General features: G+C 70.5%; 14 protein-coding genes. 2 read left to right on the top strand and 12 right to left on the bottom strand.

Translation table 11 applies throughout. The features are described from left to right. Positions 1-56 precede the first annotated feature (56 nt). The 9 genes from LAJ50_RS10590 to LAJ50_RS10550 all read right to left on the bottom strand — a co-directional run bounded on the left by LAJ50_RS10590 (position 57) and on the right by LAJ50_RS10550 (position 8,447). Positions 57-1,136 (bottom strand): cyclopropane-fatty-acyl-phospholipid synthase family protein, encoded by a 1,080-nt coding sequence (locus LAJ50_RS10590; protein ID WP_138651023.1) that lies wholly within the window; start codon positions 1,134-1,136, stop codon positions 57-59. Positions 1,137-1,386: 250 nt separating this feature from the next. Continuing rightward, on the bottom strand, positions 1,387-2,169 hold the full coding sequence (locus LAJ50_RS10585; RefSeq protein ID WP_138651024.1) for a DUF1295 domain-containing protein: 783 nt from the start codon (positions 2,167-2,169) through the stop codon (positions 1,387-1,389). Then, positions 2,166-3,461, bottom strand: coding sequence for a cyclopropane-fatty-acyl-phospholipid synthase family protein (locus tag LAJ50_RS10580; protein ID WP_138651025.1), 1,296 nt, complete (start codon positions 3,459-3,461; stop codon positions 2,166-2,168). Before LAJ50_RS10580 ends, LAJ50_RS10585 begins: the two co-directional genes overlap by 4 nt. Continuing rightward, a complete protein-coding gene (locus tag LAJ50_RS10575) occupies positions 3,458-4,237 on the bottom strand; it encodes a DUF1365 domain-containing protein (RefSeq protein ID WP_224096570.1) in 780 nt (259 codons plus the stop codon). Before LAJ50_RS10575 ends, LAJ50_RS10580 begins: the two co-directional genes overlap by 4 nt. 92 nt (positions 4,238-4,329) lie before the next feature. Further along, positions 4,330-5,577, bottom strand: a complete 1,248-nt coding sequence (locus tag LAJ50_RS10570; RefSeq protein ID WP_138651027.1) for an FAD-dependent oxidoreductase — start codon at positions 5,575-5,577, stop codon at positions 4,330-4,332. Next, the gene (locus LAJ50_RS10565; RefSeq protein WP_138651128.1) at positions 5,574-6,479 is read right to left on the bottom strand and encodes an acyl-CoA desaturase; all 906 of its coding nucleotides are present in this window, start codon (positions 6,477-6,479) and stop codon (positions 5,574-5,576) included. Before LAJ50_RS10565 ends, LAJ50_RS10570 begins: the two co-directional genes overlap by 4 nt. A 138-nt stretch (positions 6,480-6,617) precedes the next feature. After that, the gene (locus LAJ50_RS10560; protein ID WP_138651028.1) at positions 6,618-7,421 is read right to left on the bottom strand and encodes an anti-sigma factor; all 804 of its coding nucleotides are present in this window, start codon (positions 7,419-7,421) and stop codon (positions 6,618-6,620) included. Then, positions 7,418-7,987: a sigma-70 family RNA polymerase sigma factor gene (locus LAJ50_RS10555; protein ID WP_138651029.1), complete on the bottom strand. Its 570-nt coding sequence runs from the start codon at positions 7,985-7,987 to the stop codon at positions 7,418-7,420. Before LAJ50_RS10555 ends, LAJ50_RS10560 begins: the two co-directional genes overlap by 4 nt. A gap of 79 nt (positions 7,988-8,066) precedes the next feature. Continuing rightward, entirely contained in the window at positions 8,067-8,447 is a 381-nt protein-coding gene (locus LAJ50_RS10550) for a DUF4345 family protein (protein WP_138651030.1), read from the bottom strand. A 318-nt stretch (positions 8,448-8,765) separates the two neighbouring features. Between LAJ50_RS10550 and LAJ50_RS10545 the strand changes: the two genes are divergently transcribed. Continuing rightward, entirely contained in the window at positions 8,766-9,215 is a 450-nt protein-coding gene (locus LAJ50_RS10545; RefSeq protein ID WP_130553060.1) for a hypothetical protein, read from the top strand. A gap of 69 nt (positions 9,216-9,284) precedes the next feature. On the opposite strand, the gene LAJ50_RS10540 is transcribed toward LAJ50_RS10545, so the two are convergent. Beyond that, on the bottom strand, positions 9,285-10,007 hold the full coding sequence (locus LAJ50_RS10540) for a pirin family protein (protein ID WP_138651031.1): 723 nt from the start codon (positions 10,005-10,007) through the stop codon (positions 9,285-9,287). 121 nt (positions 10,008-10,128) lie between these two features. Here LAJ50_RS10540 and LAJ50_RS10535 point away from each other — a divergent pair, with 121 nt between their 5' ends. Beyond that, positions 10,129-11,031, top strand: coding sequence for a LysR family transcriptional regulator (locus LAJ50_RS10535; RefSeq protein WP_224096293.1), 903 nt, complete (start codon positions 10,129-10,131; stop codon positions 11,029-11,031). A gap of 335 nt (positions 11,032-11,366) precedes the next feature. Here the strand turns inward: LAJ50_RS10535 and LAJ50_RS10530 are convergent, their stop codons facing one another. Both LAJ50_RS10530 and LAJ50_RS10525 read right to left on the bottom strand, forming a co-directional pair. Next, the gene (locus LAJ50_RS10530; protein ID WP_138651032.1) at positions 11,367-14,486 is read right to left on the bottom strand and encodes an efflux RND transporter permease subunit; all 3,120 of its coding nucleotides are present in this window, start codon (positions 14,484-14,486) and stop codon (positions 11,367-11,369) included. A gap of 7 nt (positions 14,487-14,493) precedes the next feature. Further along, positions 14,494-15,657, bottom strand: coding sequence for an efflux RND transporter periplasmic adaptor subunit (locus LAJ50_RS10525; protein WP_138651033.1), 1,164 nt, complete (start codon positions 15,655-15,657; stop codon positions 14,494-14,496). Positions 15,658-15,849 lie beyond the last annotated feature (192 nt).

Below are 15,849 nucleotides of genomic sequence, written 5' to 3'. Positions count from 1 at the left end.
AGGAGGGGCAGGTCGCTTGCGCTGGTCGCGCGAAGGGGAGGGGCGAAGCGCTCGCGTCAGGCGGGCTTGCGGAAGCGGTAGTGGCCGACCATCCACTCGCTGCCGCCGGCGTAGCCGAACAGTTCGGCGCAGGCCATCCAGAACATGCGCCAGCGCTGGTACCAGCGCGCCGCCTCGGCCACGCCGTAGGTCTGGCGCATCAGGCCCATGATCTGGTCGCGGTGCGCGTCCTGGTTGGCCAGCCAGGCGTTGGCGGTCTTCTCGTAGTGGGTGCCGGGCAGCAGCCAGCGCTCCTCCAGGGTCAGCGCCTCCTGGAACTGCAGCAGCGTGTCGGCCGCCGGCATGAGCCCGCCGGTGAAGAAGTGCCGTCCCATCCAGTTGTCCTCGCCCTCGGTCTGGAACAGATAGGCCAACTCGCGGTGGCAGAAGATGTGCACGAACAGCTTGCCGCCCGGCTTGAGCCAGCCGGCCACGCGCTCCATCAGCGTCTGGTAGTTGCGCATGTGCTCGAACATCTCGATCGACACCACGCGGTCGAACATGCCCTGCGGCAGCTGCAGCGTGTTGACGTCGCAGGTGATGACCTCGACGTTGAAGATCGCGCGCTCGCGGCAGCGCGCCTCGATGAACTCCTTCTGCGGGCGCGAGTTGGACACCGCGGTGATCATGGTCCTCGGATAGCGCTCGGCCATCCACAGCGTCAGCGACCCCCAGCCGCAGCCGAGCTCAAGGATGCGGCTGGCATTGGCCAGATCGGCGCGCTCGCCGTACAGGCGCAGCATCTTCTCCTCGGCCTGGGTCAGCTCGGTGGTGTGCTCGTCCCACAGGCAGCTGCTGTACTTCAGGTGCTTGCCCAGGCACAGGCGGAAAAACTCAGGCGGGAGCTCGTAGTGCTGGCGGTTGGCGGCCTGGGTCTCCACCGCGATCGCGTCCAGGCGCAGCGCGTCGAGCAGCGCCTGCTGGCGCTGGCGCACGGCCTCGGCGCCGCCGCGGCGTTCCTCCTTCAGGCGCTGCGCGCACTGGCGGCGGATGCCCAGGCGCAGCAGCGGGTCGGGCAGGCGGCCGGATTCGGCCAGGCGCGTGGCGAGGCTTTCGCGCGAGGCGTCGTGTTCGGGCAGGGGGCGGGCGGCGGACATCGGCAACTCCAGGGGGATTCAATGCGTGTGATGGGATCTGTCGCGAATGCGGGGCGTTGGAACGCGCGCGTCCTGCGTCATGGGGCGCGCCCGTGAGGTCGAGCGCTCAGCCGCCAAGGCCCCTCTCCCGTCATTCCCGCGAACGCGGGAATCCAGAGGCTTTCTGGCGGGAAGGCAACGTCCATGGGTTCCCGCTTGCGCGGGGACGACGAGGTGCTGTTGGCCGCGTCCATCTGGAAGTCCATGAAGCCTACGCCTTCGGCGGACGCGGAAAGAAGGCGCTGACCCGACGCTGGTAGCGCGCGTAGTCCTCGCCGCGGCTGCGCAGCGACTGGGCTTCGGTGAAGGGAATGCCGGTGAGCCGATACAGAAAGGCCAGCATCAGCACCGGGCCGCTGAAGGCGGCCAGCAGCCAGCCCCACGGCAGGCCGACGGCCAGCAGCACATAGGCGAACCAGTGCACCCACTCGAAGAAGTAGTTGGGATGGCGCGACCACGCCCACAGGCCGGCGTCGCAGGTGCGGCCCTTGTGCGCGGGATCGCGCTTCCACGCGGCCAGCTGGCGATCGGCCACGCTTTCGCCGGCCACGGCCACCAGCCACACCGCGATCCCGGCCGCCGTCCAGCCCGAGAACGCGGCGCCGTGGTTGTGCGCCACGATCCAGAACGGCAGCGACAGCAGCACGATCATCAGCGCCTGGGCCAGGAAGAACAGCAGGAACTTGCCCTGGTGGTCGTGCCAGTGCTGGCGCAGGTATGCGTAGCGGCCGTCCTCGTGCGCATCGCCGAACACGCGCCGGCCCAGATGCCAGGCCAGGCGCAGTCCCCAGGCCCCGCCCAGCAGCGCGACCAGTGCACGCGGCAGGGCCGCACCGTTCGCCGCCAGGGCGTAGTACACCGCGCTGGCGGCCATGCCGGCGGCCCAGACCACGTCGACCACGCCGGCGTTGCGCGTGCGGCGCTGCCACAGCCAGGCCAGCACCATGGCCACCAACGCCACCAGCAGCACATGCAGGATCAGCCAGCCGTTCATGCGCCTGCCAACGCGTAGGGATACTGCATGGCGCGCGCGCCGGGGCGGGTCAGCCACAGCTGCACATCGCCGATGGAGCGCTCCAGGAAGCCGGCCTCGCAATAGGCCAGGTAGAACACCCACATGCGGATGAAGCGCGCGTCGTAGCCCAGGGCGCGGACCTCGTCGAGCCGGCTGGTGAAGCGCGCGCGCCAGGCGCGCAGGGTCAGCGCATAGCTGGGGCCGATGTCTTCCAGGTTGAACAGGCGCAGGTCGCTGGCCTTGGCCATCGCCCCGGTCATCGCCGCGACCGAAGGAATGAAGCTGCCCGGGAAGATATGCCGCTTGATGAAGTCTACCGAATCGCGCGCCTGCACATAGCGGTGGTCCTCGATGGTGATGGCCTGGATCAGCGCCTGGCCATCGTGGGCCAGCAGGTCGCCGACTTTGGCGAAGTAGGTGTCCAGGTACTGATGGCCGATGGCCTCGATCATCTCGATCGAGACCAGCCGGTCGAAGCGACCCTCCAGGTCGCGGTAGTCGCGCATCAGCAGGGTGATGCGGTCCTGCAGCCCGGCCTGCGCGATGCGCTGCGCGGCCAGGTCGTGCTGCTCGCGCGAGATCGTGGTGGTGGTGACATGGCAGCCGTAGCGCCCGGCCGCATGCAGCGCGAAGCCGCCCCAGCCGGTGCCGATCTCCACCACGCGGTGCTGCGGCCCCAGCTGCAGCTTCTGGCAGATGCGGTCGAGCTTGCGGGTGGCGGCGACCTCCAGCGACTCGTCCTGGTCCTCGTAGATGGCCGAGGAGTACATCAGGTTCTCGTCCAGGAACAGCGCGAACAGCGCATTGCCCAGGTCGTAATGCGCGGCGATGTTGCGCCGGCTGCCGCGGCGGGTGTTGCGCGCGCAGGCGTGCAGCAGCCTCATCGCGGCGCCGCCCAGGCGCGCGGTGCCGCTGTCCATGGCGTCGAGCAGGTCGCGGTTGCGCACCAGCAGGCGCATCAGCGCGACCAGGTCGTCGCAGTCCCACAGTCCCTCCATCCAGGCCTCGCCGGCGCCGACGCTGCCGTTCAAGGCGGCCATGCGCCAGAACGCCGGGTCGTGGACGCGCAGGTGGGCGCTCAGCGGCGCCGGCTCGTCCGCCGCGCAGTGGCCGAGCACGTGCATCTGGCCGGCCTCCTCGAGCACCAGCCGACCGCCGCGCAGCTGGCCCAGGGTGTCGAGCAGGCGGCGGCGCAGCAGACGCTCGACGAAGCTGCCGGAATCGGCCGGCGTGCTGGCGGCCGGTGTGGTGGACGCGTCGAGTCGGGTCATGGGGCGGCCCTCTTGTCGGGATGGTCGTGGACGGGATTGCCGCGCAGCCACAGGCGCAGCGCATGCCAATGGATGCCGACGATCACCTGCAGGGTCATCAGCGGATAGCGCAGCAGCGCCGCGGCCATGCGCCGGCCGGTCATCGGCCGGCGCCGCAGGGTCAGGGTGGCGTCGAAGCGTCGCGCGTGGCCGCCCTGTGGATCGGGCGGGCACAGCACGTCCATATGCACGCGCAGCGCCTGCCCCGGCACATCGAAGCGCCAGCGGTAGTCGTGTTCCATCGCCATGAACGGCGAGACATGGAAGCGCTTGTCGAAGCGCCACTGCAGGAACTCGCCGTCGACCGTGGCCTGCGCCACCGGCAGCACATAGGCATGGCGCTGCTTCCACGGCGTATTGGTGATCTGCGCCACCAGCGTCTCCAGCGTGCGGCCGTCGGCGGCGAAACAGTAGTAGAACGTCACCGGATTGAAGCTGTAGCCGAAGGTGCGCAGGTGGGTGAGCATGCGGATCGGGCCGCGCGGCCGCTGGCCGGTGCGCGCCTCTACCAGGTCGCGCACCGCCTGATCCAGCGGCACCACGGCATCGCCGAGGAAGTCCGCGCGCCGGAACTCGACAACGTTGCGGCGCTCGCGCGACCACAGCCAGCGCCCGGCGAACACGCGCTCCAGTTCGTCCAGGTCCAGGTAGGCCATGAACAGCGGCCAGGTGAAGGCATGCGGCCTGGGCGCGTGGCGGCGATGGCGCACGCGGCCTACGTACAGCGCGCTCGCCAGCGCGCTCGACGCGGCATCGCGCGCGCGACCATCGGCACGCGCACTTGCATCGTGCGCGTGGCTCGGGGCCGAAACCGTTTCGCGGGCCTGGCTCACGGCCATGGCGATCCCAGTGCGCGGGCCACGTCCAGCCCGCTGCGCAGCCCGTCTTCGTGGAAGCCGAAGCCCCAGCCGGCGCCCGCGTGCCACACCTGGCCGCGCCCCTGGATGCGCGGCAGCGCCGCCTGCGCGGCCACCGAGGCGGCGGTTTGGTGCGGATGGCGGTAGCGCATCCGGCGCAGCACGCGCGCCGGGTCGATGAGCGCGTCCTGGTTGAGGCTGACGATGAAGGGCACCGGCGCGTCCAACGACTGCAGGGCGTTCATCCAGTAGCTCACCGTGCAGGTGTCGCCGTCCTGCTCGGGCAGCCGCGCATTCCACGCCGCCCAGGCGCGCCGGTCGCGCGGCAGCACGCGCGCATCGGTATGCAGCACGGTGTCGTTGTCCTGGTAGGTGACCGCGCCGAGCACCGCGCGCTCCTCCTGATCGGCGTCCTCCAGCAGCGCCAGCGCATCGTCGGCGTGACAGGCCAGCACCACGGCATCGAAGTCCTGCTCGCCCGCGGCGGTCCGCAGCCGCACGCCCTGCGCCTGGCGCTTCACACCGTGCACGGGCGTGGCCAGCTGCACCTCCACGCGCCAGGCTTGCCGCAGCGCCTGCACATAGCGGTTCGAGCCGCCGCTGACCACGCGCCAGGGCGGCCGCCCGGTCAGCTGCAGCATGTGGTGGTTGTGCATGAAGCGCACCAGGTGCTGCATCGGGAAGTCGAGGATCGTCCTGGCCGGCGAGGACCACAGCGCCGAGGCCATCGGCACGATGTGCGCGTCGCGGAAGGCGGCCGAGTAGCCGTTCGCGGCCAGGTACTCGCCCAGCGTCGGGCCAGGCGCAGGCTGGGCCAGCACCTGCGGCGCCTGGCGATAGAAACGGCGCAGGTCGCCCAGCATCCGCCAGAACGTCGGGCTGACCAGGTTGCGCTTCTGGCAGAACAGGCCGGCCAGCGTGCCGGCGTTGTATTCCAGCCCGCTGCGCGCATCGCTGACCGAGAAGCTCATCGTGGTCGGCTGCGAGGCCACGCCCAGCGTGTCGAACAGGCGCGACAGCAGCGGGTAGTGGAGCGGATTGAACACGATGAAGCCGGTATCGACCGCGTAATGCCGCCCTTCGATCTCGATCTCGTGGGTGTGCGTATGCCCGCCCAGATAGTCGCCGGCCTCGAACAGCGTCACCTGATGACGCTGCGACAGGCCCCAGGCCGCGCCCATGCCGGCGATGCCGCCGCCGACCACCGCGATGCGGCTCATCGCGTGCCCCGCGCGCGACGCAGCAGTCCGGGCGGCACCGGCTTGAGGTCGCGCACCAGGCCCAGCCACGCCATCAGCTTGAGCCCGTACCAGGTCAGGTCCACCTCCCACCACACGAAGCCCTGCCGCGCCGAGCCGGGGAAGTGATGGTGGTTATTGTGCCAGCCCTCGCCGAAGGTCAGCAGCGCCAGCAGCGCGTTATTGCGGCTGTCATCGCGCGTGTCGAAGCGGCGCGAGCCGAAGCGGTGCGCCAGCGAGTTGATCGTGACCGTGGCATGGAACAGCACCACCGTGGAGACGAAGAACCCCCACACCAGCAGCTGCGGCCCGTTGGTGTGCAGCGAGGGCGCCCAGCGCTCCAGCGCCATGCCCAGCGCGAACAGCCCGGCGGCCAGCAGCACCGGCAGCAGCAGGTCGAAGCGGTCGATGAAGCGCAGCTCGGGGAAGCGACGCAGGTCCGGGATCGCGGCCCAGTCGGTGCGGAAACCGCGCGGGGTCAGGAACCAGCCCATGTGGCTCCACCAGAAGCCATGCTGGCGCGGCGAATGCGGATCGTCCGGCGTATCGGTGACCCGATGGTGGTGGCGATGGTGCGCGGCCCACCACAGCGGGCCACGCTGCACGCTCATCGCGCCCAGCGCGGCGAAGGCCGCCTGCACCGGGCGCGAGGTCTTGAACGCCTTGTGCGCGAAGTAGCGATGGTAGAAGGCGGTGATCGCGAACATGCGCGCCGCGTACAGCGCCACCGCGGTGGCGACGGCGAACCACGACCAGCCCACCCAGAACACGCCCAGGCACATCAGGTGCAGGAAGATGAAGGGCACCGCGCGCAGCCAGTCGATGCGGTCGGCCCGGGCCGCATCCAGCGGCGTGTCCGCGGCGGTGTCGAACCAGCGCCGCAGCGCCTGCCACCAGCGCGCGCGGGCGGCGGGCGGGGCAGGGGAGGCGGGCGCGTCGGCGAGAGCCGGGTCTGGCACGAAGACTCCTTCAGGCAAGGCGTGAGGAGATGTACGTGGCACGCACCCTCCCGGATGCAGGGGTCAGCTGCCCAGCGTCAGCGCGGTGATGGCGCCCTTGGCGACGACCGGGCCGGTGGCCACGCCGCCCGGGGCGCCGCCTGGCGGTTCCATCGTCACGGCCAGCAGGGCGTCGGCGCGCAGCAGCTTGCGCATCGGCTCGGGCAGGACATGCTCGACCGGGTGCTCGGGATCCATCACGCCCATCGAGATCGGCTTGCCGCCCTTGGGGATGATCCACAGCTCCGGCACGCGCCCGTCCTGGTGCATCGGCTGCATCGGCATGATGGTCATCCGCCCATTGCGTGCGTCCATGGTCGCCACGTAGCCGGTGCTGCCGTCGTCCTGGGCCAGGGTGGAGACCATCTGCGGCATGCCACTGGCCGCGGGCGACTGCTGCGCCACCGGCGGCGGCTGCGGGGCCGGCGGCACGTTGCGCAGGGTGGACACCAGCGCCAGCACCGCCACCACGGCGGTGGCCAGGCTGCCGATGCCGACGCTGCGCCACAGGCCCAGGTTGTTCCAGAAGCCGGTCGGGGCGGCCGTGGTCGCGGACGAGGCGGGCATCACGGCCGCGTCGGGCAGCGCCAGCGCAGCCCGCAGCCGCGCCCAGACATAGTCGGGCACCGCCACCGGCTGCAGCTCTTCGAGCAGCGGCGCCAGATGCGCCTCCCATTGCGCCACCTCGGCGGCGAATGCCGGATCGTGGGCGATGCGCGCTTGCACCTGCGCCCGCTGCGCCTGGTCGAGCACGCCCAGCACGTACTCGCCGGCCTGTGGCCCGTGGTCCGGCGGATCCTGTTCGAAGGTGTCGGCGCGAGTGTTCATCGTTCCAGGCACGCCTTGAGCTTGGCCAGGCTGCGGCGGATCCAGCTCTTCACCGTGCCCAGCGGGGTCTGGCTGCGCGTGGCCAGCTCCTCGTAGGTACAGCCCTCGAAGAAGGCGGTGCGGATCAGCGTGCGCCGCTGCGGCTCCAGTTCCTCCAGGCAGACGTCCAGGCCGTGGGCCTCCAGGGCGGCGTCGGCGAGCTGTTCGGCGCCGGGGGCGTCGTCGACCAGCTCAGGCCCCAGGTCGATGGGAACCGACTGGCGCTCGTTGCGACCAGCGCGCAGGCGGTCGATGGCGCGGTTGCGCGCCAGCATCGACAGCCAGGTCAGCGCGCCGGCCTTGCCCGGATCGAACTGCACCGCCTTGCGCCAGACATTGGTGTAGACCTCCTGCAGCACGTCCTCGGCCTCGCTGCGCTGGGTCAGCACGCGCAGGCACACGGCGTACAGGCGCGGCGAAGTCGCCTTGTACAGGCGCTCGAACGCAAGATGGTCGCCGCGGGCCGTGGCCAGCAGTAGCTGGTCGGCATCGTCGGCCTGGATGTCGCGTTCGGGGAAATCCGCCATGCGGCGCGCGTCTTCTGGAGAGGGGGCGGAAAGTGCGGCAGATCCTACGGGGCGCCCCGTTAATGCGGTCTCGACACGTTCACCCGGCCCGGTTGCGCTGCCACAGGAACAGTCCCGCTCCGGCGAGCAGGAGCAGCCATTCGCCCACCACCAGCCCCAGGGTCGTGCCGCCCGGCAGCCCGTAGCGCGCGATGGCATAGGCGCGCCAGGCCACGATGGGCGCATAGAAGAGCAGGGCCAGGACCAGGCCGTTGCGCGGCTGCCGGCTGCGCGCGAAGTAGGCGAACAGCAGCCCGATGCCGAACTCCATGCCGCCATAGACCGCCAGGAACTCGGTCTGACCGGCCGGCGTGAGCCCGGTGAATCCCACCGCCTGCGCGGTGCTGTCAGGCGCCAGAGTGCACCACAGCGCCAGGGCGATGTAGAGCAGCGCGTTGAGCCACAGGTAGGCATTGACCATGTCGCGTTTCCTCCACAATCCAGGGGAACGTGCCGTCGCTCCGGCACGGCAGGCGCGATGACCATGACAGGCTCAGTGCGCATGGCGCGTCAGCAGCATGGGGGGGCATGCCGAAGCCGGGATCGTGTACGCGTCCAACAAGGGCTTCAAGACGGCAGACATCGGCATCGGCTCCGGGGGCGACACCGGGGATTACGTCGGCGACGGCGGCGCGGATGCAGGGCGGCACCTTCCGACGCCCGCCGGCGGCGTTGTCCGATGGGCTGGGGCAGCGCCACGCGCGAGCCTGAGGCCCTCCGGACACCGAGGGACGAGACAATGCGACACCGATGCGCGCTGTTGCTGCTGTTGAGCCTGGCCGCCGACCACGCCGGGGCACAGGCGGTCCATCGCTGCGCCGCCGCGCAAGGCGTGGCCTATCAGGAGGCGCCCTGCGCCGGCCTGCCGCTGCAGACCTGGGTGCGGGCCGAGCTGGTCGCCGTGCCGGGCCCGCCCCTGGACCGGGACGAGGCGCAGCGCAGGATCGAAGTGACGCGGAAGGCCTGGCAGGCCTCGCTGGCCAAGGCCGCACCTCGCGCCACCTCGCGGGCACGCTCCGCGCGTGGCGCCAGGTCGAGGCAGGCGCCGGTGCGGATCCCGAGGGCCGATGCCTGCGAGCGCGCCCGCGCGGCGCGCGCCGCGGCCCATGCGCGGCGCGGCCTTCACTGGTCCTTCGACGATGCCTCGCGCTGGGATGCGGCGGTGTTCAAGGTGTGCCGCTGGGGCTGACGCAAAGCGACCCGCCGCGTGGCCCCTGGGGGCACACGCGGCGGGCCGCAGCGTTCAAGCCGCCGGGCTTCAGTTCAGGCCCGGCACCTCGTTGGGGCGCAGGTCGAACACCAGCACTTCGGCGCCCTGGCCCTTGGCCAGGCTCAGCGTGCCGGCATCGCGCACACGCACGCCGTCGCCCTCGTGCAGGGCCTGGCCGTCGAGCTCGATCGAACCGCGGGCCACGTGGACATAGGCGTGGCGATCGTCGCCCAGCGTCAGCAAGGCGCTCTCCTCGCCGTCGAACAGGCCGGCGTAGACGCGCGCGTCCTGGCGGATCTCCAGCGAGCCCTGCGCGCCATCGGGCGAGATGATCAACCGCAGGCGGCCGCGCTTCTCGGCCTCCGGGAAGGACTTCTCCTGGTAGCGCGGCGGCGCGCCGGTCACGTTGGGCACGATCCAGATCTGCAGGAAGTGCACGTTCTCACGATCCGAGCCGTTGAACTCGCTGTGCGCCACGCCGGAGCCGGCGCTCATCAGCTGCACGTCGCCCGGGCGGATGACCGAGCCGCTGCCCATGGAGTCCTTGTGCGCCAGCGCGCCTTCCAGCACGTAGGAGAAGATCTCCATGTCGCGGTGCGGATGGGTGCCGAAGCCCTGGCCCGGGGACACGCGGTCGTCATTGATCACGCGCAGGTCGGAGAAGCCGACGAACTGCGGGTTGTAGTAGTGGCCGAAGGAAAACGTGTGGCGCGAGTTGAGCCAGCCGTGGTTGGCGACGCCGCGCTTGTCGGCCCGGATGATGTCGTGCATGGGGTACGCCTCGCTGTTGTTCTGGATGGGAGATGAGGGCTGGGCCTCACCGTGGGAGCATCCTACTGTCGCCATTGAATGCTATAAATCAGTCTTTGATGGAAATACTGTCAGCACAGAGATGACAATCAACGCACTCGAAGACATGCGTGTGTTCCAGGAAGTGGTGGACACCGGCAGCTTCACCGCCGCGGCCGAGCGCGTGGGCACCTCCAAGCAGCTGGTCAGCCGGCGCATCGCCGCGCTGGAGGCGCGCCTGGGCGTGCGCCTGCTCAACCGCACCACGCGCAAGCTCAGCCCCACGCCGCTGGGCCTGGCCTATCTGGAACACGCGCGCGAGATCGTCGCCGCCGTGGACCAGGCCGAAATGGCCATCTGCCAGCAGGGTGGGGCGCGCCCGCGCGGCACGCTGCGCATCAGCGCGCCGATGTCCTTCGGCACCCTGCACCTGGGACCGGTGCTGCCGGCCTTCCTCGCCGACTATCCAGAGGTCAGCGTGGAGCTGGAGCTCAGCGACCGCGCGGTCGACCTGGTGGGCGAGGGGTTCGACGTGGCGCTGCGCATCGGCGCGGTGGCCGAGTCCACGCTGGTGGCCCGGCGCCTGGGCGCGCTGCGCATGGTCACCTGCGCCAGCCCCGCCTACCTGCAGCGGGCCGGCACGCCGCACCAGCCCGCGCAGCTGCGCGACCACGCCTGCCTGCTGTACGGCCACGGCCGCACCAGCCAGTGGCACTACGCGCGCGAAGGCCGCGCGCTGTCGGTGGAAGTGTCCGGCCGCCTGCACGCCAACAACGGCGAAGTGCTGGTGCAGGCCGCGCTCGCCGGCCACGGCCTGGTGCACCTGCCGGCCTTCCTGCTGGACGATGGCCTGGCCGATGGCCGGCTGGTGCCGGTGCTGGAGGAATTCGAACCGGCCCCCAGCGCGATGAACGCCCTCTATCCCCAGCACCGCCAGGCCTCGCTGCTGGTGCGCGCCTTCGTCGACTTCCTCGTCGAACGCTTCGCACCCGCGCACGCCCCGTAAGCCGCATTCCGGTCCAATCGGCTTGAGCGGATTCGATCGGCACGCACGTGCGGTAGTTACGTGGGCACAGAAGCTTCTGCCCTCTCCCTTTCGCCGCAGGCGAAAGGAAGGGTTGGGGAGGGGTGTTCTTCGTGGGGAGCCTGAAGCCTCCAGCCCCCGCGCTTTGTCGGGGTTGCTGGTATCGGTGTCCAAGCCAGGCACTGCCGTGACCTGATCCGACCCCCTCCCAGCCTCCCCTTGCTGCGCAAGGGGAGGGGCGGACCCTGCGCCCTGTTGCTCACTGCTGAGCCGACCGGCTCAACGCTGGGTGCAGGATCGACCCTGGGCCTGCGGGATCAACCCAAAGCCTGCGCGTCTTCCACCTTGCGCTCGCGCCGCATGCCGCGCACCAGCACGAAGAACAGCGGCACCAGCAGCACCGCCAGGAGCGTGCCGGAGAGCATGCCGCCGATCACGCTGATGCCGATCTCGCGGCGGCTGGCGGCGCCGGCGCCAGTGGCGACGGCCAGCGGGATCACGCCGGCGACGAAGGCCAGCGAGGTCATCACGATCGGCCGCAGGCGCAGGCGCGCGCCTTCCAGCGCGGCGGCCATCGGCGTACGGCCCGCCTTCTGTTCGGCCTCGGCGAACTCCACGATCAGGATCGCGTTCTTGGCCGACAGGCCGATCGTGGTCAGCAGGCCGACCTGGAAATAGATGTCGTTGGTGAACCCGGCCAGCGTCGTCGCCACGACCGTGCCCAGCACGCCCAGCGGGATCACCATCAGCACCGCCGCCGGAATCGACCAGCTCTCATAGAGCGCGGCCAGGCACAGGAAGATGAAGGCGATCGAGGCCGCGTACAGCCACAGCGTCTGGTTGCTGGACAGCCGCTCCTGGTAGGACAGGCCGCTCCACTGCAGGTCGAAGCCCGGCTGCTGGTCCACCAGCGCCTGCATCTTGTCCATCGCCTCGCCCGAGCTGCGCCCTTCGGCCGCGCTGCCCTGCAGCTGCAGCGCCGACAGCCCGTTGAAGCGCTGCAGCAGCTGCGGGCCGCGCGTCCAGTGGCTGGTGGCGAAGCTGGAGAACGGCGCCATCTGCCCGGTGTCGCCGCGCACGTACCACTGGCCCAGATCCTCCGGCACGGCGCGATAGGGCGCATCGCCCTGGATATAGACGCGCTTGACCCGGCCGCGGTCGATGAAGTCGTTGACGTAGGTGCCGCCCCACGCCGCCGCCAAAGTGGCGTTGATGTCCGACTGCGCCAGGCCCAGCGCACCGGCCTGGGCATGATCGATGTCCAGCTGCAGCTGCGCCTTGTCGCCCAGGCCGTTCAACCGTACCGAGGTCAGCGCCGGGTCGTCGTCGGCCTTCTCCAGCACCGTGCGCTGCGCCTGCTCGAGCGCCTCGCGCCCCTTGCCCTGCGCATCGCGGATCCACAGCTCGAAACCGCTGGACTGGCCAAGCCCGCGCACCGCCGGCGGCGAGAGCACGTTGATCCGCGCGTCCTCGTGGGCGCGGAAGTACCTGTTGGCGCGCTCGATGATCGCCGCGGCCGTGTTGTGGCGGTCGCGCTCGCCCCAGGGCGTGAGCGACAGGAAGCCCTGGCCCGCGTTCTGGCCGATGCCGGCGTTGTTGCGGCCCACCACCAGGAACACCGCCTCGACGTTGGCCTTCTCCTTGTCCAGGAAGTAGTCGCTGATGCGATGGGCCAGCGCCTCGGTGGTGGCCATCGTCGTGCCTTCGGGCGTGGTGAACTGCACCGACAGCTGGCCCTGGTCCTCCACCGGCAGGAAGCTGGTCGGCATGCGCAGGTAGAGCACGGCCATGACCGCCACCACCAGCGCGTACAGCGCCATCCAGCGCTTCGGACGGGTCAGCAGCACACTCAGCCGGCGCTGGTAGGCGTGCTGGCTGCGCTCGACGCTGCGGTTGAACCACTGGAAGAACCGCCCCGGCCTGCGCTCCTTCTCCACCGGCTTGAGCAGGGTGGCGCACAGGGCCGGCGTCAGGGTCAGCGCGACCAGCGCGGAGAGCGCCATGGCCGAGGCGATGGTGATGGAGAACTGCCGGTAGATGATGCCGGTGGAGCCGCCGAACAGCGCCATCGGCAGGAACACCGCGCCCAGCACCACGGTGATGCCGACCAGCGCGCCGGTGATCTCGCCCATCGACTTCTCGGTGGCCTCCAGCGGCGGCAGGTGCTCCTCGTGCATGATCCGCTCGACGTTCTCCACCACCACGATGGCATCGTCCACCAGCAGGCCGATGGCCAGCACCATGGCGAACAGCGTCAGCGTGTTGATGGTGAAGCCGGTCAGTGCCAGCACGCCGAAGGTGCCCAGCAGCACCACCGGCACGGTGATCGCCGGGATCAGGGTCGCGCGCGCGTTCTGCAGGAACAGATACATCACCACGACCACCAGCACGATGGCCTCGATCAGGGTGTGCACCACGCCTTCCACCGACACCCGCACGAACGGCGTGTTGTCGCGCGGGTAGGCCACCTCCACGCCGGGCGGGAAGGTGGGCTTGAGCCGCTCGATCTCGGCGCGCACCGCATCGGCGGTCTCCAGCGCGTTGGCGCCGGAGGCCAGCGACACCGAGAAGCCCGAGCCCGGATAGCCGTTGAGGAAGCTGCTGTTCTGGTAACTCTCCGCCCCGATCTCCACCCGCGCCACATCGCCTAGGCGCACGCTGGCGCCGCTGGGCAGGGTGGACAGGATGATCTGGCGGAACTGCTCGGGCGTCTGCAGGCGCGACTGCGCGGTGACCGTAGCGTTGAGCGACTGGCCATCGACCGCAGGCAGGGCGCCCAGCTCACCGGCCGTGACCTGGGTGTTCTGCGCCTGGATCGCCGCGCGCACGTCGCTGGGCATCAGCCTGTAGGCGTTGAGGCGGTGCGGGTCCAGCCACACGCGCATCGCGTACTGGGCGCCGAAGACGTTGACCTCGCCCACGCCGTTGATGCGGCTGATCGGGTCCTGCAGCGTGCTGACCAGGAAGTCGGACACATCCACGCGCGTCATCTTGCGCGTGGTGTCGTACAGCGCCACCACCATCAGGCTGTCGCCCTGCGACTTGGACACGGTGATGCCCTGCTGCTGCACCTCCTGCGGCAGGCGGTTGACGGCCTGGTTGACCGCGTTCTGCACCTGCACCTGGGCGATGTCCGGGTCGGCGCGCTGGTCGAAGGTCACGTTGATGCGCGACTGACCCGAGGACGAACTGGACGAGGAGAAGTACAGCAGGTGGTCGATGCCCTTGAGCTGCTGCTCGATCACCTGGGTGACGCTGTCCTCGACCGTCTTGGCCGAGGCGCCGGTGTAGTTGGCCGCGATGTTCACCTGCGGCGGGGCGATGTCCGGGTACTGCTCGACCGGCAGGGTGGCGATGGCGATCGCGCCCATGGCCATGATGCAGATCGCCAGCACCCACGCGAAGATGGGCCGGTGGATGAAGAAGCGCGGCAGCATCGGCCGCTCAGCCCTGTCCGGCGCTGGCGGCGGCCTGCTTGACGCTCACCCTGGCACCGTCGCGCAGGTCCTGGCGGCCGCTGGTGACGATCCGGTCGCCGGCCTTGAGGCCTTCGGCCACCAGCCAGCGGTTGCCGACCGCGCGCACGGTGGTGAACTGGCGCTGGTGCACCACGCCGTTCGCGCCGACCACCCAGGCCTGCGCCTCGCCGCGTGGGGTGCGGTCCACGGCCGCCTGCGGCACCAGCAGCGCCTGCTGGCGCACGCCCTGTCCGACCAGCGCCCGCACGTACATGCCTGGCAGCAGCGTGCCGTCCGGGTTGGGGAAGCGCGCGCGCAGGGTGATGCTGCCGGTGGCCTGGTCCACGTCGATGTCGGCGAATTCCAGCGTCCCCGCCACGGCGTAGTCGCTGCCGTCGGCCAGCTTCAGTCGCACCGGTGTGGTCGCCGGCTGCACGCCGCCGGCGGCCACCGCGCGGCGCAGCGCCAGGTAGTCGGTGCTGGACTGGGTGATGTCCACGTTCATCGGGTCCAGCTTCTGGATGCGCGCCAGCGGATCGGCCTGGCCGGAGGTCACCAGCGCGCCGGGCGTGAACAGGGCGCGGCCGACGCGCCCGGTGATGGGCGCGGTGACCGTGGCGAAGCGCAGGCGGGTGCGCGCCGTGTCCAGCGCCGCGCGGCTGGCCTCCGCCGTCGCCGCGGCCTGCTTGTAGGCGGCGTCGGCATCGTCCACATCCTGCTGGGCGATCAGCTGCTGCCTGCCCAGCACCTGGTAGCGCTGCGCCTGCAGTTTCGCGCTGGCCAGGGCGGCCTCGGCGGTGGCCAGGTTGGCGCGGGCCTCGTTGCTGGCGGCCTGGTAGAGCGTGGGTTCGATCTGGAATAGCGGTTGCCCGGCCTGGACCGTCTCGCCCTCGGTGAACAACCGCTTGAGCAGCACGCCGTCCACCTGCGGGCGCACCTCGGATTCCTCGGAGGCCACCGTGCGGCCGGCCAGTTCGGTTTCCAGCGCCAGCGCCTCGGGCTGCAGCGTCAGTACCGAAACCACCGGCGCCGCCTTCGACGCCGGCGAGGGGCGCGCACCGCAGGCGGCCAGGCCCAGCGTGCCCGCCAGCAGCACGGTCCAGGCGAACGGACGAAAGGAATGAATAGACGCGGGGATCGAGGCGGTCATGCGGTGCAGGCGAGGGTGGGGGCGCCGGAACCTGGACCGGTGCGAACCGGACCATCCTACTAAATGCCTTCCCCCCACCGATGACAAGCAGGCCAGCGATGTGAGGCGTTCGTGGAGCGGCGGCAGGCGGGCCGTGGATGGCCCGGCAGCCCGCACGCGATCGCCGGCAGCGGGCCTCCGTGCCCGCGCGGT

Origin of the sequence: Pseudoxanthomonas sp. X-1 (assembly GCF_020042665.1) — a bacterium.
GTDB lineage: Bacteria > Pseudomonadota > Gammaproteobacteria > Xanthomonadales > Xanthomonadaceae > Pseudoxanthomonas_A > Pseudoxanthomonas_A spadix_A.
The sequence above is the reverse complement of the archived record's forward strand: the minus strand, read 5'-3'. Positions and strand labels throughout refer to the sequence as shown.